This window comes from Allobosea sp. 2RAB26 (genome assembly GCF_052115465.1).
Lineage (GTDB): Bacteria > Pseudomonadota > Alphaproteobacteria > Rhizobiales > Beijerinckiaceae > Allobosea.
On record NZ_JBFRGS010000009.1, the window covers coordinates 30,914 to 56,145 of the forward strand.

The 25,232-nt window shown below is 66.2% G+C and carries 25 protein-coding genes; 2 read left to right on the plus strand and 23 right to left on the minus strand.

Annotated features, from left to right (window positions below; all coding sequences use genetic code 11):
• Positions 1–259: 259 nt before the first annotated feature.
• From AB4118_RS18390 to AB4118_RS18480, 19 genes are all read right to left on the minus strand, one after another.
• Positions 260–496 (minus strand): hypothetical protein, encoded by a 237-nt coding sequence (locus AB4118_RS18390; protein WP_441491100.1) that lies wholly within the window; start codon positions 494–496, stop codon positions 260–262.
• Positions 496–690, minus strand: a complete 195-nt coding sequence (locus AB4118_RS18395; protein ID WP_441491101.1) for a hypothetical protein — start codon at positions 688–690, stop codon at positions 496–498. The genes AB4118_RS18390 and AB4118_RS18395 overlap by 1 nt, the downstream gene beginning before the upstream one ends.
• Positions 691–892: 202 nt before the next feature.
• Positions 893–2,653 carry a CopD family protein gene (locus tag AB4118_RS18400; protein WP_441491102.1) on the minus strand — a complete coding sequence of 587 codons (1,761 nt, stop codon included), beginning with the start codon at positions 2,651–2,653 and terminating at the stop codon, positions 893–895.
• A gap of 1 nt (position 2,654) precedes the next feature.
• Positions 2,655–3,023, minus strand: coding sequence for a copper homeostasis periplasmic binding protein CopC (gene copC / locus AB4118_RS18405; RefSeq protein ID WP_441491103.1), 369 nt, complete (start codon positions 3,021–3,023; stop codon positions 2,655–2,657).
• Between the two features lie 41 nt (positions 3,024–3,064).
• Positions 3,065–3,871 carry an ABC transporter ATP-binding protein gene (locus AB4118_RS18410; RefSeq protein ID WP_441491104.1) on the minus strand — a complete coding sequence of 269 codons (807 nt, stop codon included), beginning with the start codon at positions 3,869–3,871 and terminating at the stop codon, positions 3,065–3,067.
• The gene (locus tag AB4118_RS18415) at positions 3,865–4,884 is read right to left on the minus strand and encodes an ABC transporter permease (protein WP_441491105.1); all 1,020 of its coding nucleotides are present in this window, start codon (positions 4,882–4,884) and stop codon (positions 3,865–3,867) included. The genes AB4118_RS18410 and AB4118_RS18415 overlap by 7 nt, the downstream gene beginning before the upstream one ends.
• On the minus strand, positions 4,871–5,893 hold the full coding sequence (locus AB4118_RS18420; RefSeq protein ID WP_441491106.1) for an ABC transporter substrate-binding protein: 1,023 nt from the start codon (positions 5,891–5,893) through the stop codon (positions 4,871–4,873). The genes AB4118_RS18415 and AB4118_RS18420 overlap by 14 nt, the downstream gene beginning before the upstream one ends.
• A 53-nt stretch (positions 5,894–5,946) precedes the next feature.
• Positions 5,947–6,483 (minus strand): OsmC family protein, encoded by a 537-nt coding sequence (locus AB4118_RS18425; RefSeq protein WP_441491107.1) that lies wholly within the window; start codon positions 6,481–6,483, stop codon positions 5,947–5,949.
• A 551-nt stretch (positions 6,484–7,034) separates the two neighbouring features.
• Positions 7,035–8,051, minus strand: coding sequence for a PLP-dependent cysteine synthase family protein (locus AB4118_RS18430; RefSeq protein ID WP_441491108.1), 1,017 nt, complete (start codon positions 8,049–8,051; stop codon positions 7,035–7,037).
• A gap of 146 nt (positions 8,052–8,197) precedes the next feature.
• The gene (locus AB4118_RS18435) at positions 8,198–8,839 is read right to left on the minus strand and encodes a GNAT family N-acetyltransferase (protein WP_441491109.1); all 642 of its coding nucleotides are present in this window, start codon (positions 8,837–8,839) and stop codon (positions 8,198–8,200) included.
• Between the two features lie 203 nt (positions 8,840–9,042).
• Entirely contained in the window at positions 9,043–10,377 is a 1,335-nt protein-coding gene (locus AB4118_RS18440; RefSeq protein ID WP_441491110.1) for an LLM class flavin-dependent oxidoreductase, read from the minus strand.
• A 35-nt stretch (positions 10,378–10,412) separates the two neighbouring features.
• Positions 10,413–11,294 carry an ABC transporter permease gene (locus tag AB4118_RS18445; RefSeq protein WP_441491111.1) on the minus strand — a complete coding sequence of 294 codons (882 nt, stop codon included), beginning with the start codon at positions 11,292–11,294 and terminating at the stop codon, positions 10,413–10,415.
• A gap of 19 nt (positions 11,295–11,313) precedes the next feature.
• Positions 11,314–12,231, minus strand: coding sequence for an ABC transporter permease (locus AB4118_RS18450; protein ID WP_441491112.1), 918 nt, complete (start codon positions 12,229–12,231; stop codon positions 11,314–11,316).
• The gene (locus tag AB4118_RS18455) at positions 12,228–13,748 is read right to left on the minus strand and encodes an ABC transporter substrate-binding protein (RefSeq protein WP_441491113.1); all 1,521 of its coding nucleotides are present in this window, start codon (positions 13,746–13,748) and stop codon (positions 12,228–12,230) included. The genes AB4118_RS18450 and AB4118_RS18455 overlap by 4 nt, the downstream gene beginning before the upstream one ends.
• Positions 13,749–14,129: 381 nt before the next feature.
• Positions 14,130–14,768, minus strand: a complete 639-nt coding sequence (locus AB4118_RS18460; protein ID WP_441491114.1) for a class I SAM-dependent methyltransferase — start codon at positions 14,766–14,768, stop codon at positions 14,130–14,132.
• Between the two features lie 76 nt (positions 14,769–14,844).
• A complete protein-coding gene (locus AB4118_RS18465; RefSeq protein ID WP_441491115.1) occupies positions 14,845–15,738 on the minus strand; it encodes a metallophosphoesterase family protein in 894 nt (297 codons plus the stop codon).
• A 72-nt stretch (positions 15,739–15,810) separates the two neighbouring features.
• Positions 15,811–17,379 (minus strand): ABC transporter substrate-binding protein, encoded by a 1,569-nt coding sequence (locus AB4118_RS18470; protein WP_441491116.1) that lies wholly within the window; start codon positions 17,377–17,379, stop codon positions 15,811–15,813.
• Between the two features lie 59 nt (positions 17,380–17,438).
• The gene (locus AB4118_RS18475) at positions 17,439–18,356 is read right to left on the minus strand and encodes an ABC transporter permease (RefSeq protein ID WP_441491117.1); all 918 of its coding nucleotides are present in this window, start codon (positions 18,354–18,356) and stop codon (positions 17,439–17,441) included.
• 6 nt (positions 18,357–18,362) lie between these two features.
• Entirely contained in the window at positions 18,363–19,286 is a 924-nt protein-coding gene (locus tag AB4118_RS18480) for an ABC transporter permease (RefSeq protein WP_441491118.1), read from the minus strand.
• A gap of 197 nt (positions 19,287–19,483) precedes the next feature.
• Here AB4118_RS18480 and AB4118_RS18485 point away from each other — a divergent pair, with 197 nt between their 5' ends.
• Together AB4118_RS18485 and AB4118_RS18490 are read left to right on the plus strand one after the other, a co-directional pair.
• A complete protein-coding gene (locus AB4118_RS18485; protein WP_441491119.1) occupies positions 19,484–20,242 on the plus strand; it encodes an HAD-IIA family hydrolase in 759 nt (252 codons plus the stop codon).
• Complete coding sequence (locus AB4118_RS18490) at positions 20,239–21,171, plus strand: MurR/RpiR family transcriptional regulator (RefSeq protein WP_441491120.1); 933 nt, start codon at positions 20,239–20,241, stop codon at positions 21,169–21,171. The genes AB4118_RS18485 and AB4118_RS18490 overlap by 4 nt, the downstream gene beginning before the upstream one ends.
• 35 nt (positions 21,172–21,206) lie before the next feature.
• On the opposite strand, the gene AB4118_RS18495 is transcribed toward AB4118_RS18490, so the two are convergent.
• The 4 genes from AB4118_RS18495 to AB4118_RS18510 all read right to left on the minus strand — a co-directional run bounded on the left by AB4118_RS18495 (position 21,207) and on the right by AB4118_RS18510 (position 25,192).
• A complete protein-coding gene (locus AB4118_RS18495; protein ID WP_441491121.1) occupies positions 21,207–21,581 on the minus strand; it encodes a hypothetical protein in 375 nt (124 codons plus the stop codon).
• A 101-nt stretch (positions 21,582–21,682) separates the two neighbouring features.
• A complete protein-coding gene (gene chrA, locus AB4118_RS18500) occupies positions 21,683–23,098 on the minus strand; it encodes a chromate efflux transporter (protein ID WP_441491122.1) in 1,416 nt (471 codons plus the stop codon).
• A 16-nt stretch (positions 23,099–23,114) separates the two neighbouring features.
• A complete protein-coding gene (locus AB4118_RS18505; protein ID WP_441491123.1) occupies positions 23,115–24,098 on the minus strand; it encodes a chromate resistance protein ChrB domain-containing protein in 984 nt (327 codons plus the stop codon).
• Positions 24,095–25,192 (minus strand): Cj0069 family protein, encoded by a 1,098-nt coding sequence (locus tag AB4118_RS18510; protein WP_441491124.1) that lies wholly within the window; start codon positions 25,190–25,192, stop codon positions 24,095–24,097. Before AB4118_RS18510 ends, AB4118_RS18505 begins: the two co-directional genes overlap by 4 nt.
• Positions 25,193–25,232 lie beyond the last annotated feature (40 nt).

A 25,232-nucleotide genomic window follows, 5' to 3' on the forward strand; every position in this document is an offset into this window, starting at 1 on the left:
AAAAGACAAGGTTGTCGAGACCAAACGTGAAGCGTCACTGGCCGACGATTACAACCGGTTTATCATCACAACTGTGAGTTGCCATCGAATGGCGCTGATGCATCAATATACACCTCCGGTAGTGCTGGATCGATCATACCCAGCGCCGACGCGCGATCCTTCCAAGGACGATGATCTTTGCGCCACGCGCAACCTGCGTCATGACCTGCCGAAGAGCAGGTTCCGAGGGAGGCGGACGTCTATCGCCCGCCGGTATCGCTCACGATTGCTCTGATCTCGCGTGCGACGGCAAGGAGCGCCCCGTCCCGACATCACCGCGTGCCGTATCCGCGAGCAAGGTCGCGGCATCCCTGAAAGCCTTCAGTGCCGTGTGTATCGCTGAGTTGAGCGGTACCGTCGCCTGATACTGCCCTATCTCGCGCCGGGCGCTCTCGACCAGGGCGAGGAGTTTCTCCGCGTCATAGGGCGAGAAATGCCTCTGTGTGCGCGTCACCATCATCCGATCCTCTTCCACGGCGCGCGACGGCGCACAAAACCCTTCGAGACCAGCCGCTCGGCGTCGGCGGCCAGGACTGCGAGATCATGCAGGAGCATGCGGATCGCCTCGCGCGCGTCGCCCTTGGCCTCGCAGAGCACCGCGTCGATATCCTGATCGGTGATGACCGTGATGGTCCCCTGATCGTCTGGCATATTTCATTCTCTCAATGAGAACAAAGATGGAACATTCTGCGATTGGGGAGTCAAGCAACCCGGCCGTGTACCGGCGGCTTCTGCCCGGAGAAAGTCGGGCTTGTCGCGTACGGGCGCTCTTGGTGGATCCGTTGCGTTCTGCTGCGCTCCCTGGCTGGTGCGCCAGCATTCCGCGCATTCGCGTGGCGCCCACGCCCACGCGCTAGTGATGGCTGGAGCCATCGTAGGGCTGCTCCCGAATGAGCTTCAGTTCGGTGGCGAGGATATCGGGTGACGCGTTGGCATCGGTCCCGAAGGCCCGCCGCAGCCAGCCATTGGCGTCGATCAGAACCTGCGCGGGCGGCTCTCCGCCGCCGGTCAGTTCCGCGAGCGCAGTGGCCAGCGGCTCCGGGTCCTCGACCGGACAGCGGGCCGCCGCGCCGTCAGCCTGGACCTGCGCGGTCGTGCCCTCGATCCACAGGCGCAGGACCCGACCATCGCCCGGAGCCAGGATGACGCCCTCTTGGCAGCCGGCGACGAAACCTGGCATGCGGGCGGCCCCGGCAAAGCGCATCTCGGAGCGGTCATAGATGCGTGCGCCGGCGCGCAGCCGGATGAAATCGATCAAGGCCCAGATCTCGGCATCGCCGAGCCCGGTTGCCGCCGGCATCGGCCCGGCGCCGTGGCGGATCGACCAGAACAGCTCCCCGCCCGGGCGGCCCGCGATCAGCGGCGCCGAGAGGTCCGGAGGCCAGACCGCCTGCGCGACCGCGACCGGCCCGCGGCCGCGCGCGTCGAGGCCATGGCAGCTCGTGCAGTCGCGCTGGAACAGCGCGCGACCGGCCGCTATCGAGCGCGCGGAATAGCCGGTCGGTGAGAGCTGAAAGCTCGTCGGCACCGCGGCGACGACATAGGGGCGCCATGGCGGCACCTGGATATAGACCAGTGCTGCGGCTCCAGCCGCGAGCGCCGGCCAGCGCAGCTTGCGCAGCACGACGGCTAGGATGAAGAGCGCGGCCGTGATGGCGATCGGGCCGAGCAGGCGCAGGAGCCCGTCGCGCAGATAGGCATCGTCCCACAGGCCCGGAATAGGTCGCAGCGGCAAGGGCCAATCCGGCTGTTCGTGGATACCCGGCGGCTGGCTTGCGAGCGCGGCGGCAGCCGCGACCATGGCAAGCCCGACCCCCGTCTCAAGGGCGAGAGAGCGACGCAACCCGCGTATCGACCCGCCGGCCTCCGCCTGCAGTACGAAACGGAAGCGGTTGGCGCTCGCGATCCCGAGCAGAACCGCAAACAGGACGAGCTTGAGCAAGGCGAGCCGCCCGTAGTTCGTGCCGAGCGTCGCCGCCAGCGTGCCGAGAAGCGCCTGCACCTGCATCAGCGAGGTTACGGCAAGCGTCAGCACGCAGGCGAGGCCGAGCGGTGTGAAGCGGCGTGCGATGGCAGCCGCCTGCGAGGGCAGGAGAAAACACGTCGCGAGCAGCGGCAGCAGCGCGCCGAGCCAGAGCCCTGCAGCCACGACATGCAGGCCAAGGGCGATCGTGACCCAGCCGTCGGTTGCCGCGCCATGGCCGAGCCCGCCTTGCAGGAAGGCGGCCGCTGCGAGAAGGGGCAGGGCGAGCCAGCGGCCGCGTCCCTCGCTGCGTAGCATCCACAGCGAGACGACCAGCAGGGCGAGGCGCAGCAGCAAGGTCCCGCCGAAGAGGGTCTGGAGGATGGCGAGCGCCGCCTCCCGGCTCGCGACGGCGTTCCCCAGCATGGCGCTGCCCTGGAACCAGAGCCAGGCGCCGCCGCTGACAAGGGACAGCACGACGCCGGCCCGGCTGAACCGGGCCAGCCTTCGCAGCAACGAGGTAGCCTCCGGCGAGGCGCCCAATCGTCCCCACGCCAGCAGGCGAAAGGCTTCGGTGCCGAGGCTGGACAGCAAGGCGGCGAGATGGAGCCAGCGGATCGCCGGCAGTGCCGCCTCGATGAAGGCAGTCACATCAGGGCCTGACGGTAAACTGGTACCGCCCGGTGACGCGATGGGTATCGACGGAGATCGCCGCCCATTCGACCGTGTACGGGCCCGGCGCCGTCGCTTTCAGGCGGATTTTCAGCGCCTTGCCGTCGCCCGCCACGGCTTCCGCCGGCGCGAGCTGGACCTCGTGGCCCTGCGCGTCGCGCACGGTGATGCTGCTGAGCTTGACCTCGAGGGCCTCGGTGAAGCCGAGCACGATCTCGGCCGGGGCGGCGACGGTCGCGCCCTCGGCCGGCGACGCGGTCCTGAGATGGGCATGGGCGAAGGCTGGCGAGGCGGCGAAGGTCGAGGCCGCAAGAACGAGGGCGAGCGTGAGCCCGGTGACGCGAGACATGAATAGGGTCCTGTGATGGAGAGAGGGCTTTCGCCTGGCGATCACCAGCTGGCGTCGAGCCCGAGATGGGCGAGAGCCTGCCCGCGCAGTTCTGCAAGGCGTGGGTCGCCGCGATGGCGGGGATAGGGGAGGTCGTTGACGATCTCGGCCTTGATCCGGGCCGGGCGCTCGCTCAGCACGATGACGCGCTGGGCCAGGAACAGCGCCTCTTCCACGTCATGGGTGACGAGCAGCGTGGTGAAGCCGCGCTGGCGCCAGAGCTCGGCGATCTCGGTCTGCATCGCGATCCGCGTCAGAGAGTCGAGCTTGCCCAGCGGCTCGTCGAGGATCAGCACGCTGGGATCATTGACGAGCGCCCGCGCCAGAGCTGCGCGCTGCGCCATGCCGCCGGAGAGCTGGCGCGGAAAGGCCCGTTCGAACCCGGCGAGACCGACCGTCCGCAGCGCATCGTCGACGCGGCTCTTCTGTGCGGCGAGCAGGCCGCGCGCCTCCAGCCCGAGGGCGACATTCCTCCAGACGGTGCGCCAGGGATAGAGCGTCGGGTCCTGGAAGACGACGACGCGGGACGGGTCGGGCGCCGTGATCAACTCTCCCGCGGCTGAGATCCGGCCCCGCGAGGGCTGTTCGAGCCCGGCGACCAGCCGCAGCAGCGTCGACTTCCCGCAACCGCTCGGGCCGAGCAGGGCGACGAATTCGCCGGCCCGAACGTCGAGGTCGATATCGTCGAGCACCGGCAGCGGCCGGCCTTCGAGATCGAAGGCATGCGAGACACCGGCGATCGCGAGATCGGCTCCTCGCGCGGCCGGCGCGGTGCGATCGGCAGCGAATGTGAGTGGAGCGGCTACCATTTCACCACGTCCTTCTGCCAGCCGAGCAGCCGGTCGCGCGCGGCGAAGAGCAGCGTGATCAGGCTCGAGAAGATCAGCGCCATGACGATCAGCGCGCCATACATGTTGGCATAGGCGGCCCAGCCCTGGGCCCATTGCAGGTAATAGCCGAGGCCCGATTTGACGCCCATCATCTCGGCCGCCACCAGCACCGAGAAGGAGGCGCCCAGCCCCATGAACAGGCCGACGAAGACATGCGGCAGGGCGGCCGGGATCGCGACCTTGAAGATCAGGAACGAGCGGCGGGCGCCGAGCGTGCGGGCGACGTCGTAATAGGCCTTGTCGACGCTGGCGACGCCGGACCAGGTCAGTACCGTGACCGGGAACCACGTGGCGAGCGCGATCAGGAAGATCGCCGCCGAAAAGCTCGAGGGAAAGAAGAAGAAGGACATCGGCAAGAGCGCGGTCGACGGGATCGGCCCGAGGAAGCGCAGCACCGGGTGGACCCAGTAGCCGAGTCCGCGCGACCAGCCGATCGCGACGCCGGTGACGAAGCCGGAGATCGTGCCGAACGCGAAGCCGAGCGCGAGCAGCCGCAGCGAATGCAGCACGCTTTCGCCCAGACGCGGCCAGTCCTCGGCATAGACCTCGACCAGCGCGGAGGGCGGCGCGAAGAAGGGAACCGGAAGCAGGCCGAGCTTGGCCGTCAGCAGGTCCCAGATTCCGACGAAGAGCGCGAGCACGACGAGCCAGGGCGCAGCCCGGCCGAGCCGCGAGCCGAGCGGCGGCCAGACGGCGCCGATCGTCGTGGCAATCGCCAGCAGGACCGCCCATGCGACGAGGCCGAGATTGGTCTGGTCGACATAGAGCGGTTCGGCGAAGCCGACCTTCCTGTTCGCGAGCAGGGTGACGGACGCGGCGACAGCGGTCCAGGCCAGTGTGGCAAGGGCGCCCCGCGCCAGCACCCAGCCATCGACCTGCAGGGGCGGCCGGTCGAAGGTTGCCGCGGAGCCTGTCTGTTCAAACGGCGACATTGGGCACGATCTTCTGCGCGAAGGCCTTGGCGTCGGTGCTCTTGCGGATCACGTTGACGAGCTTCAACTGTTCGGTGAACAGCGCGACATCGTCGCGCAGCGCCGCTCCGGTGGAGTGGTGGTCGTGGGTGTGGCTGCGCAGGATTGCCGCCACCGTCTCGGGCGTCACCTTTGCCGGGACGAAGGGGGCGAAGATCTCGGCCGTCTTGTCGGGATTGGCAGCTGTCCAGGCCTGGGCCTCGACGATGGCGCGGGAGACCGCAGCTGCGACCTGGGGCTGGTCGCGGATCAGGGCGCCGCGCAGGCCGAGCACGCAGCAGGTCGACTTGGCGTATTGGCCCTCGAGATTGGTGGCGAGTTCGACGAGCTTGTCGCGCTCGCGGATGAGATAGAGATGCGGGTCGTCGCCGGCCAGCGCCTGGACCTCGCCCTTTTTCAGCGCTTCGCCAAACAGGTCCTGCGGGTACTGCACCCAGCTGACATCCTTCTCCGGATCGAGGCCGATCTCGGCGAGGCGGATGGCGAAGAAGTTGCGCACGGGGCTCGCCGGGTCGGTGACGGCGACGGATTTGCCCTTCAGGTCCTTCAGGCTGCCGATGCCGGCATTCTCGGCGACGAGCAGTCGCATGCAGCCGCCATGGGTGCCGACGGTCAGGCCGACATCGAAACCTTGTTCGAGGGGCTTCAGCCAGCGTAGCGCCATGCCGATGCCGCCATCGGCATGGCCGGTGGCGATCGCCTGGAGCAGCGCATCTGTCGGCCCGCTGAAATTCACCGGTTCGACCGCGATGTTGTATTTCTCGAACAGGCCCTGCTTCAGCGCGACCGAGATCGGCGACTGGCAGACGGCCGTCTGGCCCCAGGCGAGCTTGATCGTCTGGCGCTGCGCCAGCGGTGCGGCCTGGGCTAAGGCGTGATGCCCGGCGAGACCGGCAAGCGGCGCGGCGGCGAGTGCGGCGGCTCCGCGCAGGAGCGCGCGGCGGGTGGGCTGGCTGGTGACAAGGCTCATATTTGCTCCTTTGCCGCTGCGGTGAGCGGCTACGTGCAGGGAGGGCGAGAAGATCAGGCGGCGGCGCGGCTGGCCGGGACGCGTTCGACGGTTCCATGCACATCCGTGCCGCGCCGGAGCAGGTTCAGGATCGGGCAGAAGCGCTCGACTGCGGCGTTGAGGGCGTCCAGATCGGTTGCATCGGTGGTCAGCCGCACCGTGTAGGAGAGGTCGTGCGGGTAAACTGGCACCGTCTCGAAACCGGGCGTGCCGGCGCGGGGATCGAGCTGGCCCTGCACCTCGACGGAAACATCCCGCAGATCGATCTGCTGGTCGGCGGCCTGGATCAGGTAGGTGTGAGTCAGGCAGCTGGACAGCGCGCCGAGCAGCAGTTCCGGCGAGCTCGGGCCGAGATCGTAGCCGGCGAAATCCGGCGGGCTGTCGCTGACGACCTGGAAGTCGCGGATCCGGATGCGCCGGACGCCGCTGCGCCCTTCGGCCGTGGCCCGGGCTTGCAGCCGCTGCGGCCGGGCCTCCGGCGTGCGGGCATGAGCCTTGCGGCGCAACAGGGCGTCGCGCTTCTGGGCGAGGTATTCGGTGAGGTCGGACATGGTTGGCGGCTCACGGATGGGAAAGGGCTGGGGAGAGGGGCTTGCCTCGATTTCGCGCGTTCGCCCGGCCGCTGTGCCGCTGGAGAACGGCGCATCGGAGACATCACGAAATCCAGGGGGAGGTCGTTCGGGCAGCGGCAAGACCGCGTCCCGCTTCAAGGGCCGATGCATCGGGAGACCGCTGTCGCGGTTCTGTCCGCGGCAGCGACGAGCGCCCGCCTAAAATTCCGAAATCATAGCCTTCGACGGCAAGGGGGCTGCCGGCCGATCGTTGTCAGTTCAAGCGGGAAGGGCATTCGCGTCTCCAAAGCAAGAGAGGAGCCCACGAGCGATCGTGGTGCTTTTAGCGTTGTTGACGCGGCGCAAGCTACTCCAGCAAATCCCGCGGTGAAGACGTTAGGATTACTCTTCACGTTCAAGATTATTGCTCAGATGATTATTTGTATCAATGAAACAAACTGTGCGTTTTGATTGCGGAAAGGCGATGATTTGTTCCTGTTCGGGGCTGTGGTGACGAAAATCAGGTTCCTCAAATCCCGCCGCCCCGAATCCTAGTAGGCTGCAGCGGCGACCGGGAGCGAGGGCGGGCTCGCCGTTTCCGTCTGCGCGACGGTTGGGCCGAGCTTGGGCGGGCTGAGATAGCGTTCGCCGCTATCGGCAACGATGGCGACGATCGTCTTGCCCGCGTTTTCGGGGCGCCGGCCGAGTGTGGCGGCGGCAAACAGCACCGCTCCCGACGACGTGCCCGCCAGGATGCCTTCCTCCTGTGCCAGCGCCCGGGCGAACTCGCGGGCCTGCGCCGTGTCGGTCACGATGACCTCGTCGACGACGGCAGCGTCAAAATTCTCGGGCAGGTACGCGACCTCGACATCGGTCACCTTATGGACGCCCTCGATGCTGTCGGGGTAGGGCGTCTCGGCCGAGGGGATCGAGGCCGCGCCGGGCTCGACGACGACGACCTTCACGCCGGGCTTCTGCGCCTTCAGGAAGCGGCCGGTACCGGAGATCGTGCCGCCGGTACCGACCGCGGCTACGAAGATGTCGACCTCGCCCTTGGTCTCGCGCCAGATCTCCGGCCCGGTCGTTTCGTAGTGAACGCGAGGGTTTGCCGGGTTTCCCCGCTGGTTGGTGTAATACGCATCGGGATTCTCGCGGCGGACGCGGTCGATGATCGCGTGGATGGCGCCGGTTTCCAGGAATACGCTGTTGTCGATCAGGACGGTTTCGGCGCCATATTGGTGAAGCAGCCTGATCTTGTCTTCGCTGATCGTGTTCCGCAGGTAGAATTTCGAGCGGTAGCCGCGGGCCGCTGCCAAGGCGGCGAGGCCGATGCCGGTATTGCCGCTGGTGAGATCGACGATGAGCTGGCCGGGCTTCAGCGCCCCCTTCTCCTCGGCCTCGCGAATGATGCCCCAGGCCGTGCGGTCCTTGATGCTGCCGGCCGGGTTCAGATACTCGATCTTCGCGAAGACGCGGGAGGCGATCTCCAGCCTTTCCGCAAAGCGGCGCAGCTCCAGCAGCGGCGTGTTGCCGACCAGCGCTGCAAAGTGGTCGTTCTGCGTTCCCATGATGCTCTCACTCCCAGGAGAGGTGGCGCATGCCACCGAAGACCGGCGCGATGGCCGGTCGCCTATGTTCGGCAGCCGTTTGCCCCTGATTGGCAGGCGCTGCGGCGTGCAGCGTCATGCTGCCGGCGAGACTGCGTCTGCGCCGCTCAAGCCGCTGCTACCTGTGCCGTCGCCGCGCGATGGGCCGCCAGCCTGGCCGCAATCTTCGCCTCCTGCTCGGCCTTGACGATGGCGACGCGGGCCGTCGCTTCGTCGAGCGATGCGGCCGGGGGATAGATCGCTGTGCTGCCGGCGGTGCCGGCCTTCGCCCCGATATGTTTTTCAAAGGGCAGGGAGCGATAGAGCGTCGGGTCGACTGTCGTGTCGAAGAGCGGCCGATAGCCGAGCGACAGATACAGGCCCGTCGCTTCCGGCTGCCGGAACCCGGTGGTGAGATAGGCCCGGGTGTAGCCGAGCTCGGCCGCCGCCTCTTCGAGCGCGAGCACGATCTGCCGTGCCAGCCCCTGCCGCCGCAGATCGTCCCGCGTCCAGATGCGCTTGAGCTCGGCTGTCTCGTCGTCATGGCTCATGAAGGCGCCGCCCGCGATGGTCTCGTCGCCGCGCCGCAGGAGCAGGAAATCTCCCAAAGGCGGGGCGAAGGCCTCTGGGGGGTAGCGCAGGATCTCGGTGCGCGCGCCGCCTGGCCTGCTGTTGGCCCCGTATCGGCCGTCGTACTCGGCAACAAGCCCTTCGATCAAAACCTCTGCTATCCCACCAAAGGGAGACGATCGCACGATCAAGTCAGTCATGGCACGGTTCCGGAATTTGTCGTTGAGCGGGAATAAGCGCCCATGGCATTCGTATCCGAACCGGTTGCGCAATCAATACTGTCGGTGCAATAAGTATATTTGGCTATACTGAGGGTGATTTGGAAATCTATAGTTCCCCAATCGGCGGGCGAGACGGAAGGAATTTATCCGCCTCGCGATCAGCGCGCCTCGGCGCCAGCAGCTCAGTTCGTGAATGCGGCGAGCCGGGGGAGGTCGAGGCCAAAGCGCTCGCGCAGGCTGGTTTCCTCGTAATGTCGGCGGTACAGCCCTCGCTCCTGAAGCACGGGGATGACGAGATCGACGAAATCGTCGAGCCCGTCGGGCATCGAAGCCGGGATCAGGTTGAAGCCGTCTGCAGCGCCCTGCTCGAACCATGATTGCAGGTCGTCGGCGATCGTCTGGGGCGAGCCGATGATGATGCGATGGCCATGGGAGGCGATGGCGAGCGCTGCGAGTTCGCGCAGCGTGTAATTCTCGGCGCGCGCCTTGTTCAGGAGCAGGCGCACCCGGCTCTCGCCATGGATGCGTTCGCCCGGCTCCGGCACGGGCCCGTCGAGCGGATGGCCGGACAGGTCATAACCCCAGCGCCCCGACAGCTGCCGGATGCCGGCGGCGATGTCGGTATGCTCCTGCATCGCCGCGAATTTCTCGCGCGCCTCGGCATCGGTCCGCCCGACGATCGGCATGATTCCGGGTAGGATCGGGAGGCTGGGTGCCTTGCGTCCGGCGGCTTTCGCTGCCTCGCTCAGCGCCTCGCGATAGACGTGGGAGTCGGCGATCGTGTCCTGCGCCGTGAAGGCGAGATCCGCCTCGGCGGCCGCGAGCCCGATGCCGTCGCGCGAGGAGCCGGCCTGGATGATGACGGGGTGGCCCTGTGGCGGCCGCGAGATGTTGAGCGGCCCGCGGACCGAAAAATGCGGGCCCTGATGCGCAAGCAGGCGCACCCGCTGCGTATCGAGGAACGTGCCGGATTTCCGGTCCATGATGAGGGCATCATTGGCCCAGCTGTCCCAGAGGCCGCGTACGACCTGCACGAACTCCCCTGCGCGCTCATAGCGGGCGGCGTGATCGGGCAGGGCAGTGAGGCTGAAATTCTCGGCCGCCCGGTCCGATTGGGTGGTGACGACGTTCCAGCCGGCGCGGCCATGGCTGATATGGTCGAGCGATGCGAGCTGCCGCGCCACGTTGTAAGGCTCAGCGAAGCTGGTCGAGATCGTGCCGACGAGGCCGATCTTCGAGGTCGCAACCGCCAGCGCCGAGAGAAGGGTCAGGGGCTCGAGCCCACCGGCCTTGCCCTGCGCGCCGGGCTCCGGGCCAGCCAGGTTGTCCGCCACGAAGAACATGTCGAACAGTCCTTCCTCGGCCTTGCGGGCGATCCGGATCGCCCAGTCGATATCCTCGGGATGGCCCTGCGCGGTGTCTTGCCGCCACGCCGCCGGATGCCGGCCGATCGGCTGGTGGAACAGGCCGAGATGGAGCCTGCGGGGCTTGCGTGCGTTCTGGTCGACGATGGTCATGGAGTTCTCAGGCAAGTGAACGGAGGGGGCCGCGCTCAATCGAGGCGCGGATCGAGATGGTCGCGCAGCCAGTCGCCGAGCAGTATGACTCCGAGCACGGTCAGCGTGATCGCGATGCCGGGGAAGGTCGCAACCCACCAGCTGGTCGCCAGGTACTGGCGTCCCTCGCTCAGCATCTGCCCCCAGGAGATCTCGGGCGGCTGGATGCCGAAGCCGAGGAAGCTGAGGGAGGATTCCGCCAGGATAACGGTGCCGACATTCATGGTCGAGACGACCACGAAGGAGGACAGGATATTGGGCAGGATGTGCCGCAGGATCAGGCCGAGCGGGCGCGCGCCGATCGACCGCGCCGCCGCGACATAGTCCATTTCCTTCACGCTGAGCACATCGGCCCTGACGATCCGCGCGCAGCCGACCCAATTGGTCGCGGCGATGACGACGACAAGTGGCACCAGCCCCGTTCCCGCGACGAGGGCGACGACAAGCATGAACAGCATCGTCGGGATCGCCAGCATCGCGTCGATCACGCGCATGACCAGCGCATCGACCCTGCCGCCCGCCATGCCCGCGAGCAGGCCGAGCGAAAGGCCGATCAGGCTGGAGAGGGCGACGGCGGCAAGGCCGACCGTCAGCGAGGTGCGCGCCCCGAAGATGATGCGGCTGAGCAGGTCCCGCCCCTGGCTGTCGGTACCCAGCAGATGTCGCGGATTGCCGCCCTCGAGCCAGGCCGGCGGGAGCAGCTTCAGCGAAAGGTTCCGCCGCAGCGGGTCGAGCGGCGCGAGATGGTCGGCGAGCAGCGCGGTGACGGCGATCGCGGCGACGATGGCAAGGCCGGCGAGGCCCGCCTTGTTCGACAGAAGCGAGCGCAGCACGCGCGGCAGGCGCGGGATACGGGGAAGCGGGAGGGATATCTGCATCGTTTTCATCTCGGGTCGATCAATGCCGCAGGCGGGGATCGATCAGCCGGTAGAGGGCGTCCGTCGTCAGGTTGATCGTCAGAGCCATGATGGTGATGACGAACACGGCGATCTGGATGACCGCCATGTCCTTGGTGTAGACCGCCTGCACGACGAGCTGGCCGAGACCCGGCCAGGAGAACACCGTCTCCGTGACCAGAGCCCCGCCAAGCAGCGCGATGGCATGGAGGGAGGTCATGGTCAGGGCCGGGATCAGCGCATTGCGCAGGCCATGGCGGAGGATGATGAGGATCTCCGGCACGCCCTTGGCCCGGGCGGTCCGGATATAGTCCTGGCCCATGACCTCCAGCAGGCTGGACCGGATCAGTTTGGTCAGCTCGGCGGCAAAGCCGGTGCCCAGCGTCAGCGCCGGCAGGATCAGATGCGCGAAGCTGCCGCTGCCGGAGACCGGAACCAGCCGGAGCCAGACGCCGAAGACGAGGATCAGCATGATGCCGACCCAGAAATTCGGCATCGCCTTGCCGAGGATCGTCACGGCGGAGATCGCGAAATCCGGCATGCTGTTGCGCTTGAGCGCAGCGAAGATGCCGGTCGGCAGGGCGATGAGGATCGCGACGACGAGGCCGCCCGCCGTCAGCGTCAGGGTTGCCGGAATGCGTTCGAGCACGACCGGCAGGGCATCGGTGCCGTAGCGATAGGAGACGCCGAAATCCCCGGTCAGGATATTGCCCATGTAGCGGAGATATTGGACATACCAGGGCCGATCGAGCCCCCACGCCGCGACCAGCGTGAGGCGATCGTCTTCGCTTGCATCCTCCGGGATCAGCAGCGCCGAAGGATCGCCTGTCAGATAGACCAGCACGAAGACGATCAGCGAGACGATGTAGAGCACCGGCACGAATTGCAGCAGCGCCTTGAGGGGAGAGCGTCCGCTCATGGGCGCGAGACGTCCTCGGCCGCGATCATTTCGTCGAAGCGCCCGGTATAGATGATGCGATCGCTGACGCCGTAGATCGATTGCGGGAAGAGCAGGCCGATGCGGACGCGCTGTTCGGCGACGATTTGCTGGCCCTGCTGCGAGATGGCGATGCGGTCGGCCTCGCTCTTCGCCTGGCGAACGGAGGCGGCGAGCTTCTCGAAACTCTCGTCCGACCAGTCGTAGTGACGCTTGAAATTGTCGACGAAGAGGGTCGAGGCGTCGGTGTAGGAGCCCATGCCCCAGAGATAGAGCTCGCCAAAACCGTCGCCGACGACCTTGTTATTGTAGACGGTCCAGTCGAGCACCTCGACCTGCGCGCGGAAGCCGGCATCCTCGAGATAGCCGGCGACCGCCTCGACGATCTCGCGATCCTTCACATAGCGGCCGCTCGGCGTGCTGATCTTGATGGCGGGACGCTTGCGGTCGCTGTAGCCCGCCTCGCGCAGCAGCGCCTTCGCGCGTTCCGGATCGAAGCGGATGTCGCGGCTCAGCTCCGGGGCGAAGCCCGGGATCGCCGGCGGGAAGAAGCCGCGCGTCGCCCCGCCATGCCCTTCCAGCACCTGCTGCACGATGGCATTGCGGTCGATGGCGAGGTCGATCGCCTCGCGGACGCGCGGATCGCCCGTGACGCGGTCCTTGCCGGTGCGGACATGCAAAGCGAGGTTGCGCGCGATGTCGAAGGTGATGGCGCGCGTGCCCTTGTTGTCATTCAGGCGCGCGATGTCTTCCGGCGGAACGTTCACGGCGATATCGACGCCGCCGGTCAGGAGCTCGGCCACGCGCGTCGTGGTTTCCGGAATCGAGCGGATGAGGACGCCATCCCATTTCGGCGTGCCGCCCCACCAGCGCGGGTTCTTCGCCAGGACGACGCGGTCGGATTTGACCCATTGCTTGAAGACATAGGGCCCGGTGCCGACCGGCTGCTTGAAGAACTCGTCCTTGCCCGCCTTCTCGAACGCCGCCTTGGGCAGGATGCCGGCGCCGTTGCCGACGAAGGCGTGCAGCAGCAGCGTATCGGGCCCGTCGGTTTCGATCCGCAGGGTCGTGTCGTCGGGGGCTTCGACCGCTTTGATCCGGCGGAACTTGCCGGAACTGATCAGCTTCTTGTCCTGCTGCGACCGCTCGATTGTGAACTTGACGTCCTGCGCGGTGAATTTGTCGCCGTTGTGCCAGTAGACGTCGTCGCGCAGCTTCACCGTCCAATGGATATTGTCATCGCTGCTCCAGGAGATGGCGAGACGCGGGGTGAAGCGCAGTTGTCCCTGGCTGAAATCCTTGTTGACGAGGTAATCGTAGATGTTCACCAGCGCCGACTCGGTGCTGTTATTGCCGTGATTGGCCGGGTCGAGCGAAAGGATGTCGTTTCCTTGCGCGATGGTCAGCGTTTCGGCTGCGGCTGATTTCTGAGGACCTGCAAAGATCAACGCTGCCGACATGGCCAAGACCGGCCAGCGGATCAAAGCGAACAGACTCATGGAAGCAACGCCTTTGCCTTCGAGAACATTGGGATGGCGCCAAATTAGCGTGCGCTATCCGGAAAAGGTCTTCAAATGCACGGCGATATCGACAGAGATCCTCTCCGATTATCGGATGGCGCAGAAGTTTTGTTGTCGGCACGGTGTCCTGCGCGCTGCCGGGACGCCCGGAGAATCCAACGACCGAATCCAGGCAAGCGAGGCTGCGGTCGACAGGTTTGAAGCGGCGCGGATGCGCTCGGCCGGGAGGGGGACCCGGCTATAATCTGCACCTGAAGCTCATGCTCGTCGGCCGCTGCGGATGGTCGCGCTGGGGCAGGCGCTCAAACTCCGCAGATGTGAAAGCGGCCGGGTTCCGACCGGCCTTCGTTCCGCGGGGCGTCAGCGCTTCCGTGCCACGAGGAACGGCCGGGCATCCCGGCCGCGCGAGGCGTGGTGCTCGCGCCCGATCATCTCGAACCCCGCGGCCGCGATCTCGCGTTCGAGCTCGTCCGTGCTGAGAAAGCTGACTGAGGGCGCCTTGCCGAGGCGCTGCATCAGGGGCACGACGAGGCGCAGGAGCAGGTTCATCTCAGACAGGCATGGCGTCTTGGAGATGAAGATCCCGCCCGGCTTCAGCAGCCGATGGACGCCGGCCAGGGCCGCCTCCCGCGCCGTGATCAGATGCAGCACATTGAACCCCAGCGCGACGTCGAATGTCGCGTCAGGCTCCGAGATCGCAGCCGGCGTCGCGACCTCGAACGCGACATTGCCGCAAGCTGCGGCCTCGGCCTTGCCCCGGGCGATCGAGATCATCTCGCCGGAGATATCCGTCGCCACGATGCGCCCGACATGAGGCGCGAGCCTCAGCGCCGTGGTGCCCGTGCCGCAGCCGAATTCGAGGACCGTATCGCTGCCCCCAAGATAATGCCGCGTGCGCTCCAGCGTGCGCTCGTAGCCTGCCATGTCCGCGATCGGACCGGCGGCGTATTTCCGCGCGGCCCGGTTCCAAAAGCGCGTATCATTCGCAATCTGTGCCATGGCCGCCCCCATGCCGCTCTCTAGCACAGGCGCAGTCAGTCTGGCCTGTCGCCTGTCGGCACGATCGTATCGCTCGTCACTCCGCAGCCAGCGAATGATGGCGGCGGCGCAGTTCCGGATGCTCCGAAAAGGGCTGCAACGGCGTCATCCAGCGCCGAAGCGTGTCGGCGGCGTCGAGTTTCGCGACGAAGGGGTCATTGCCATGGACCGTCCAGGCGATCGTCGCGCTGAGCTCCAGCAGCCCCCAGGCGCCCGCTGGCTGCGGCATGGTGGTGAAGCTTTCGGTCAGCGATTGCAGCGTCAGATGCGGGATTCCGTCGACGATCGTCAGCGTGTTCCAGTGGACATGCCCGGCGAGGCAGACGACCGGAGCCCGGGCCTGACGCAGCACGGCGCGTGCGCGCTCGGCACCGGGATAGGTCGAGAATTCGGGATTGCGCTCGAAATAGTAGTTGCCGGTCTGGGCGTGGCCGGAAAGCGGGACATGGCTCATGATCGCGAGCGGGCGATCGGCGGCGTTGACCGTCGCGGCGAGCCAGAGCAGGTCGGCCTCGGTCAGGATGAAGCCGCCCGGGCGGTGGATCCGTGAATCCGCCGCCCAGAGCACGAGGCGCCAATCGCCCAGATCGATGGTCCGATGGCCGAGCGGCTGGCGCAGGATGGCCTCGTTCTCGGCGACGCTCAGGTGATCGCGGTCATGATTGCCGCAGAGATGGAAGCGCGGCGCGGCGATGGCAGAAAATGCATCCGCCACCTCCTGCTCCAGTCGCAGGTCGGTCGCATGGTCGCGGTCCGAGATGCGGTCGCCGAGATCGATGACGGCATCGGGCTTCGCGTCCTCAACGAAGCGGCGGAACTCGGCCATGAGCGGCAGGGCCTGGCTGCCCATCTTGGTGAAGCTGTTCTCACCGTGATGGATATCGGCGACGATTGCGAGGCGAAGGGAGGCGGGGCGAAGAGGCTTGGCCATGGCTGGGCTCACGATGCGAAGGACGAGGGCGAAAACGGAGGGGCCGGCCCGGGCCGACCCCTCCCGGTTGGTTCAGCGGGCGGCGAGCGTCACGCGGCCGGCACGGAAGTCGAGGACATAGGGGATGTGCCCGGGCAGGGGCCGCCAGGCGAGCGAGCGCTTCATGCCGTATGACTCGTAGGGCTGATAGAGTGGCAGCACCGGCGGGTCGTTCTTGATCGCCTGCATCAGATCGGCATAGGCCTTCTTGCGCTCGCCGAGGTCGGTCGAGAAGCGGAAGCGCTCCCACAGCGCGATATAGGCGTCGTCAGCCTTGAAGCGACCTTCCGAGGCGGAATTGCCGGTCGGAGCCCACATGATGCCGAAGGCGCCCGCGGGATCCGGGAAATACATCGGGTTCGACCAGGCGCGCGCCATCATGGTCGGATCGGAGCCGGTCCATTGCTCGGTGACGTTGAGCTGGGTCTTGACGCCGATGGCGGCCCACATCTCCTGGATCGCCTGCGCGGCGAGCAGGCCATTGGTGTAGTAGGCGGCCTGAACGTCGTAGCGGATCGGGGTGCCGTCATAGCCGGCTTCCTTGAGCAGGGCCTTGGCCTTGGCCGGATCGTACTCGAAGGTGGCGAGCTCGGGCATGTAGAGCTGGCCGAACTGCTGGAAGCTATGGCTCGTCGGCACCTTCGCCTTGCCGAACCAGAGCGCCTCGTTCAGCGTCTTGCGGTCGATGGCGTAGGAGAGCGCCTGGCGCAGCTTCGGATGGGCCATCTTCGGGTTCTGCGTATTGAAGATGACGACGTGAAAGAGCGGCGTCTGCATGCCCTCGACCTTGAGCTTCGCGTCCGAGGCGATCGGCTCGAGCTGGTCCGGCGGGACATTGGTGATCAGGTCGACCTCGGCATTCTTCAAGGCCGTCAACCGGCCCGAGAGTTCCGGGATGCGTTGCACCGTGACCTTCTGGAACGGCGCCTTCTCGCCCCAGAAGCCGTCGAAGCGCTCATAGACGAGGCGCTGGTTCGGCACGAATTCGGTGATCTTGTAGGGGCCGGTGCCGACGGGCTTCAGCGCGAAGGCCTCGAAATCGGCCGGCTCGGCGACGTTCGGATCGCCCGTCAGGGCCATGATGTATTTCTTAGGTACGATCATGCCCTGCTGCACATTGAGCAGGGTCTCGAACAGCGGTTCGGGCTTCGTCGCGGTGATCCGCACGGTCTCGGCATCGACCGCCTCGACCTTGGCCATGTTGGGCAGCGTGTCGCGCTTGCGCACGCTATAGGGCGCAAAACTCGCGTTGATGATGCGGTCGAAGGAGAAGACCACATCCTCGACCGTCATCGGAGCGCCGTTGTGGAAGGTCACGCCCTGGCGGATCTTGAGTTCGATCTCGGTCGGAGAAACCTGCTTCCAGCTCGTGGCGATGCCCGGCTGCCAGACGCTCTCGGCGCGGGTGGCGTCCTTGCCGATCAGCGGGTCGAAGGCGTTGAAATAGAACTGCGAGCCGACATTGGAGAAATCGCGGCCGGGATCGAGCCAGGGCGCCATGTTCTGCACGCCGACCTTGAGCTCCTGGGCGCGAGCAAGCCCGGTCAGGGCGGTTGTCGCGAGCGCGGCGGCGAGCGCGGTCTTCAGCAAGGTCTTGAGCATCAGTTCAGCCCTTTCGGTTGGAGCGAAGGTGGTTCGGCAGGCAAGGTGGAGGCGGCGCGTCAGCGTTCGCGCAGGCGCACGTCGAAATGGTCGCGCAGGAAATCGCCGAGCAGCATGGCGGCGAGGCTCACGAGCACGATCGCCGCAGCCGGCACCACCACGATCCAGGGTGCGGAGGCCATGTAGTCGCGCCCCTGGCCGACCATGGAGCCGAGCGTGGCAGTGGGGGGCTGGACGCCGAGCCCGAGGAAGGAGAGGGCGGATTCCAGCAGGATCAGGTTCGAGAAGTTCAGGCTCGCCATCACCACGACCGGCGAGACGATATTGGGGATCATGTGGACGGTCGCGATGTGCCAGCGAGTCGCTCCGGCGGCTCGGGCCGCCTCGATGAAGGGCAGTTCCCGCAGGCCGAGGACCTGGGCGCGCACAAGCCTGGTGAAATGGGCCCAATAGGCGATGCCCAGCACGCCGATCAGCACCGCGACATCGGTTCCCGCCAGCGCAACCACGAGGAGCGCGACGAGCGTGAAGGGCAGTGACAGCTTGATGTCGACGAGCCCCATGACCAGCGCATCGACCCGGCCTCCGAGTTGCCCGGCGACGAGCCCGAGCGCGACGCCGATGACGAGCCCGATCAGCGTTCCAAACAGCGCGAGCGCCAGCGTCAGCCTGAGGCCGTACAGACAGCGCGAGAGCAGATCGCGGCCGAGTTGATCGGTGCCGAGCCAATGCGCCGGATTGGCGCGCTCGAAACCGAGCGGGGGCCGCAGCCGCGCCAGCAGTTTCTGCTGGTCGGGGTCGAAGGGCGCAAGCACGGGCGCGAGCACCGCCAGGAGGACGAGCACGAGCGCCAGAAGCGCGGCCGCGACGACCAGGGCGTTCATGCCGGCCGGACGCGCGAAGCGCCGGCGCGGCTTGTGCTGCGGGGCAAGCACGATCTTGGCACCTGCAATTTTGGCGTCGAGGGTATCGGTCATGACCGCTCAGGCTCCAGCCAGGCGCACGCGCGGATCGACCAGCGCATAGGCGAGATCGACCAGTAGGTTGACGACGATGACGGCGGAGGCGACGACGAGGACGCCGAATTGCAGGACGGGATAGTCGCGGCGCAGCGTCGCTCCGACCAGCAGGTCGCCGACGCCGTTCCAGGCGAAGACGGTCTCGACCACCACCGCTCCCGAGACGAGCGTGGTGATTTGCAGGCCGAGCACCGTGATGACCGGGATCAACGCGTTGCGCAGGCCGTGATGGAGAATGATGCTGCTCTCGGCGAGCCCCTTGGCCCGGGCCGTGCGCATATAGTCCTGCGAGAGGACGTCGAGCATGGCGTTGCGAGTGTAGCGGACCAGCGCCGCGACGAAATAGGCCGAGAGCGCGACCGTCGGCATGACGTAATGCGCGAGTGTGGCCGAGCCGGCGCTGGGCAGCCAGTGCAGCGTGTAGGAGAAGACCAGCAGCAGCAGGATGGCGAGCACGAAATTCGGGATGGCGTAGCCGAAAAGGGCCGTGAAGAGCACGGCGCTGCCGCGCCCCTGGCCGCGCCAGACGGCAGCCAGGATACCGGCCGGCACGCCGATGCAGATCGTAAGCGCCAGGGTCGCGACCAGGAGCGAGGCGCTCTGCCAGAGCCGTTCGGTGAAGATCGTCGCGACCGGCCGGCGCTCCATCAGTCCCAGGCCGAAATCGCCTGAAAGAAGCGAGCGCCAGAACAGCCAGTACTGCTCGGCGACGGAACGATCGAGCCCCCAATAGGCAATCATCTCGCGGCGCGAGGCGGCATCCAGCCCTTCCGGCATCAGGAAGTCGATCGGGTTGCCCGTCAGGCGCGTGGCGAGGAAGACGACCGAGGCGATCACCCAAAGCGTGATGCCCATGCGCAGCAGCCGGCCTACGAGGAATTCAAGCATGTCTTCCTCCTGCCTGGAGCCGCCGGACGTCGCCCTGCATGCCCGGCCTCAGTCGTGGCCCGTGCTGCGACGGGCTCGTTCTAGGCTGTGCTTCATGACAGGATGATGAAATAATCTCATTCGATATTGAATTTGACACTGAATTTATCTCAGTTCATGGACGAGCCTCACTTGCTGTCAGGGTTTGGATTCGCGCCATGGGCTCGCTTCACGGCATTCAGGGGTGTCTCGTCGATCTCGACGGCACCCTGGTGCGCGGCCGGCAGATGCTTCCCGGCGCAAATGCCTTTCTCGAAAGCCTGGACGGCCGTTTCGTCATCGTCTCCAACGATGCCGAGCATACGCCGCTCGAATTGTCGCGTGCCCTGAAGCGTCTTGGCCTGACCATCGCGCCGCGCCGGATCGTTCTTGCCGGCTCGACCGCGCTCGACGAAATCGCGCGCCGGCAGCCCCGGGCCCGCATCTCCATGATGGCTAGCAAGAGCCTCATGATCCATGCCCGCGACCGCGGCCTTGTCCCGGTGCAGGAGCGGCCGGACATCGTCTTTCTCGGACGCGACCGGCATTTTTCCTATGAACGCCTGATGCTTGCAGCCAATGCGGTACGCGGCGGCGCCGAGCTCGTCGCTGCCAATCCCGATCTCGTCCATCCCGGCCCGGATGGCGCGGTGGTGCCGGAGACCGGTGCATTGCTGGCGGCGCTGCTCGCCTGCACTGGCCCCGTGCCGTACCGCATCATCGGCAAGCCGGAACCCGCCTTGTTCGAGGCCGGCCTGGCGCTGCTCGGGCTGTCCAGGAATGCGGTGCTGATGGTTGGGGACAACCCGGCGACCGATGGTGAGGGCGCACGGCGCCTTGGCCTGCGCTATTTCGAGCTTCGCGACGGGGTCTTCCCCGCCATCGCGGCGAATGCGCCTTGTCGTGACCCGGCCGGCATGCTGGCCTTCCCGGCATGACGGCGTCGAATCGCAATCCCGGACCGGCCCAGGCCGCCCCCGGCGAACCAGGCACCGAAAGGCGCAAGGGCACCGGCACGCCCGGTCTCGAGGGGGCACTCGAACGCCTGCAGGCGCTGCGCGCCAACCTGCCGCCCAAAGCTGCCCGCATCGCCGATTTCTTCATGACCCATGCCGCCGAGGTGGTGCATATGTCGGTCACCGAAGTGGCCGAGCGCACCGGCGCGAGCGAAGGCAGCGTCATCTCGCTCTGCCAGCAGCTCGGCGCGCGGGGCTTCCAGCAGGTCAAGATCGCGCTGGCGCGCGATCTGGTGCAACCGGTTCAGTTCATCCACGAGGATCTGGCCCGTTCCGACGACACCGGTGCGGTGATCGAAAAGATCTTCCGCAGCGATCTCCAGGCCCTGCACGACACGATGAAGGTGCTCGACACCACGGCGATGGAGGCCGCGGTCGCCGCGATCCTGAAGGCGCGCCGCGTCGAGCTCTACGGCATCGGCAGCGCGGCCCCGATCGCCGAGGATGCCAATTACCGCCTGCTGCGCATCGGCATCGAGGCGAAGGTCGTGGTCGATTCCCATGTCCAGGCGATCAGCGCCTCGTTGACCGGGCCTGACGTGGCGGTGATCACCATCTCCCATTCCGGCAGCACGCTCGAGACGGTTGCAGCCACGAAACTTGCCAAGGAAGCCGGCGCGACGACGATCTGCATCACCAATTTCGGCAAGTCGCCGCTGCTCGCCCATGCCGATATCGTGCTGCACACGATGGCGCGCGAAACGCAGTTCCGCACCGAGGCGATGACGAGCCGGATCGCACAGCTTGCCATCATCGACGCGCTGATCGCCTGTGTATCGCTCGCCGATTACGACAAGGCCCTGGCGACGATCGGCAAGACCTTCGACGTCCTGTCGAGCAAGCGCTTCTGAGCCGGGGGCAGGGGAACCTCATCCCACGGGCGGACCTATCGCGTTTGCCGCGACAGCCTGCCCTCATAGGGCACACCCAGCCCTTGCGGTTGAAGCTGCAATGTTGTGCTGGATGTCCAGACTTCGAAGCAGTCCTCGCCTCGCGCTGATTGCCAGCAGAGCGCGTCGCCCTTGACGAACCAGCGGAGATCCAGCCGGCGGCTCATCGCGTATTCCGTGAGGTTGCCGCCGGGCTGGAAGCTGTAACGCCAGTGCACGCCGTCACTGAATTCCTTTCCTGACATCAAGCGCTCGATCGCTGTGCCGTGAATGCGCCTGAAGCCTTTCAGCTCGGGGCGATGCTGCGCCCATGTCGTCGAGATCTGTCCGGCGGCTGCCAGTGCGAACAGGGGGAGGTCCCATCTTCTCATGCGCTTCAAGATCTCCGGTGGCGCGTGAGCTGCCGGCCGCCTGCAGCCTAGGCTCCAAACGCCAGGACCGCGTCGGCCGCGAACAGGTGCGTGGCCGGCCGCTAGATCGATCCCGTGACGAATCCATAGAGGACCCCAAGGACAGAGCATGCCGCCAGCACCCCGATCATGCCGACCTTGAAGCGAAACACCGCCAACAGCGCGCCAATTGTCAGGATCAGAGACGGGATGTTGACGGAGCTGAGCACAGGCACGTCGAGTGTCACGCCAAGCCCATGAACCTCGCGCAGCTCTGAAAACAGCACGTGGAGCGCAAACCAGATCGCGAGATTGAGAATGACGCCCACGACAGCGGCGGTGATCGCCGACAAGGCGGCGGACAGGGCTTTGTTGCTGCGCATCGTCTCCATGAAGGGCGCGCCGAGGAAGATCCAGAGAAAGCAGGGGACGAAGGTCACCCAGGTGGTGAGCAGGCCCCCGAGCGTGCCGGCAAGGAGGGGATGAAGCGAACCCGGTGCCCGATAGGCCCCCATGAAGCCCACAAACTGGGTGACCATGATCAGCGGACCGGGTGTCGTCTCGGCCATGCCGAGCCCATCCAACATTTCGCCTGGCTTCAGCCAGCCAAAGTGCTCGACTGCCTGCTGCGCGACATAGGCGAGCACTGCGTAGGCGCCGCCGAATGTCACCATCGCCATCTTGGAAAAGAAGACCGCAATGTCAGCGAAGACATTGCCTGGCCCCAATAGGGCCAGCAGCCCGAGAACCGGCAGAAGCCACAGAAGCAGACCAACCCCGGCGACCTTCAGCGACCAGCTGAGTGGCGGGCGAGCGTGAGCCGGAACCTCGTCGCCGAGCGCCGTATCGGCATCCGCGACCTGCGTGCCGCCGAGCTTGCCGTGCCCGTTGCCCGTCAGGAACGCTGTGAAGCCTGCGCGTCCGCCGATATAGCCAATCAGCCCTGCGGCCAGAATGACCAGTGGAAACGGCGCTTGAAAGAAGAAGAGCGCGACAAAGGCCGCGGCGGCGAGCCCAATCAGGACGTTGTTCTTGAGCGCGCGTCGGCCGATCCGGGAGACCGCCTCGAGCACGATGGCGAGGACCGCCGCCTTCAGGCCGAAGAAAAGCGCCTGGACGGCTCCGACATTGCCGAAGATCGCGTAGATCCAGCTCAGCGCCATGATGGCGATCGCACCCGGCAACACGAACAGGATTCCGGCGACCAGCCCGCCCTTGGTCTTGTGCAGAAGCCAGCCGATATAGATCGCCAATTGCTGCGCCTCGGGGCCGGGCAGCAGCGTGCAATAGTTGAGCGCATGCAGGAACCGGGTCTCGCCGATCCAGCGCTTCTCCTCGACAAGGATCCGGTGCATCACCGCGATCTGCCCGGCCGGGCCGCCAAAACTCAAGGCGGCCACACGCACCCAGACCCGCACCGCGTCCCCGAAGGAAATGCCATGATCCGGCCTGTCGCTCTTCGAGGTCGGCGTCGCGACATAGCTGTCCAGATTGGCCATGGCCCGGTCCTTCCGATTATCCGCGCTTGGAGCGGAAATACTGGTAGAGGTTGTCGAAGACGGCAGCGCCCTGCGCGATCCGCTCCTCATCGCCCGCGTTCGCCATGGCGACGCCGGCGATCAGGCTGGATATGCCCGTCGTTTCCTCGCGGCCGAACTTGCTGTCCTTGAGATCGATATCGTGGACGATCTCCGCGATGGCCTGCAGTGCCGGATCGGCTATGCCGGCACGGATCAGCAGCACTTCGAAGCTGCAGCGATCGCCCTCATGGGTGATCTCGCCTTCGAACATGTCAAAGCGCAGCTCGCCCGGTTTTGGGACATAGCCCTTGCCCGCCACGAAGCGGATGACGGCATCGGGGTCGATGAAGCGACGGATCAGCCAACTGCAGGCGATGCGATCGACATACACGTCGCGGCGCGTCACCCAGGTTCGCCCCTTGAGCTCGGCGATCGGGTCTGCCCCTTTTGGTGGGTGCTTGCTCATGACCTTCTCCTCCGTGACCCGGGCTTCGAGCTCGGCGAGCAATCCTTCGACGGCAAGGCGGCCGGTGGCACCGAAGAAGTCGATCGATACGAGTTCGGCGAGGCGCTTGCGCATGCGACCGAGCTGCGTGCGGGCGTCCGCGCGCTTCTCCGCACTCGCTTCGGTGTCGAGGCCAGCGCTGAGATCGCGGGCGTCCTTGGCGATGTCCGCGTAGTCGCTGTCACGCGCAGCATCGAACAAGGCTCTGACCTGTGCGTCCGACAGGCCATCGATGAGGCGCGCCTCGCACACCATCGCTTCGCCGCCGCCGTCGATGATCTCCTTCAAGAGCCACTCGAAATCCTCCTGCGTCTCGGCATTGGCCGGCAGCGCATAGACTGTGCTCTTGACCGCAACCGCACCGATACCTTGCAGCCGCCGCCAGATTTTCACCCGAAAATAGGCTGGCTTGGTCGGCAGTTGATGGATCAGAAGCAGCCAGCGCTGCTCTGTCCCGGTTTCGTCGCCGCTCATGAATTCACCGTCAGCGCAGCTCCTGGGCTCTGCCGGACGCTCGGGTTGGAGCTGATCGATAATCGCGCAGCAACGAGGCGGGCAATTTCAGCCGGTGCCTGGTCCGGGATGGCGAAGACGGAGCTCACATTGATCTCGCAGAGCACATAGCTGTCTTCTCCCGACGCCGTGCGCGGTCCATAGAGGAAGTCGGCATCCCAGATGATCGGCAAGGAACCGGGCTCGATACCGAGCACCGCCATCATCTGCGGCGTCCAGTCAGCCTCCATCCTGATCCTCAGGGTCTGAAACGGCTCTGCCGAGGCGGGATGCATGATCCGGGGACCTGGCTGTGCCGCTTCTGAGTCCGGTCCTTCGGGCGGGGGTGGGATCAGCGCCTTGATGAACTGGTGGCCGAAGCCCACGACCTTGTCGCCACCCATGTAGCAACGGATCATGCCGTCCGGCAGCCGGGGTTGGAACGGCTGATCCACGATGCAGCCACCGGGCGCGAAATACGCCTCGCAACGCGCCATGAAGTCCTCCAACGGGAGCTCTTCCGGCACGCTGCCGCGTCGCGCATGCAACACCCGAACCGCCGCCGCTGCACCGGGAAGCGGATCGATCCGTTCGACCTTCCACACACCCTGGCCCCCGTTGCCGCGATTCTGCTTCAGCACCCGCGGACCGGCCGTTCGCAGCTGCTCAGGGAATGCCTCGCGAAACGCCGCGTAGGATCCGTAGAGATGGGTGTCGGTGCCCCATCCGAGATGCTTCGTGCGATGCAGGACCTGCTTCACACCCATTTTGAGAATGACGTCGGGATGCGCACTCACCCAGGGGCCGCGTGTTGCGACGTCGCGCAGTATCGGGTCGAGCACTGCGCGTGTCCTCCCGTCATGGATCGGATCGACCCAAACGAGCACGCCGTCCACCCTCAGGAGTTGATCGCGGACCTCGTCCGCGAACTCCTCATCGAAGACCGCCGGTTCCGCGTGAATGCCAATCGCGGCGAGTTCCTCGAACACGCGATGAAAGCGGTTGTCCTGGGGTGTCGCCGCGCGTCGCCCCTCGCGGTCACCGCGCCAGACCACTGCCACTCCAGGCATCGCCATTTTCCCTCTCGTTTCCTCCGGGGCACACGTCCTCTGGGGA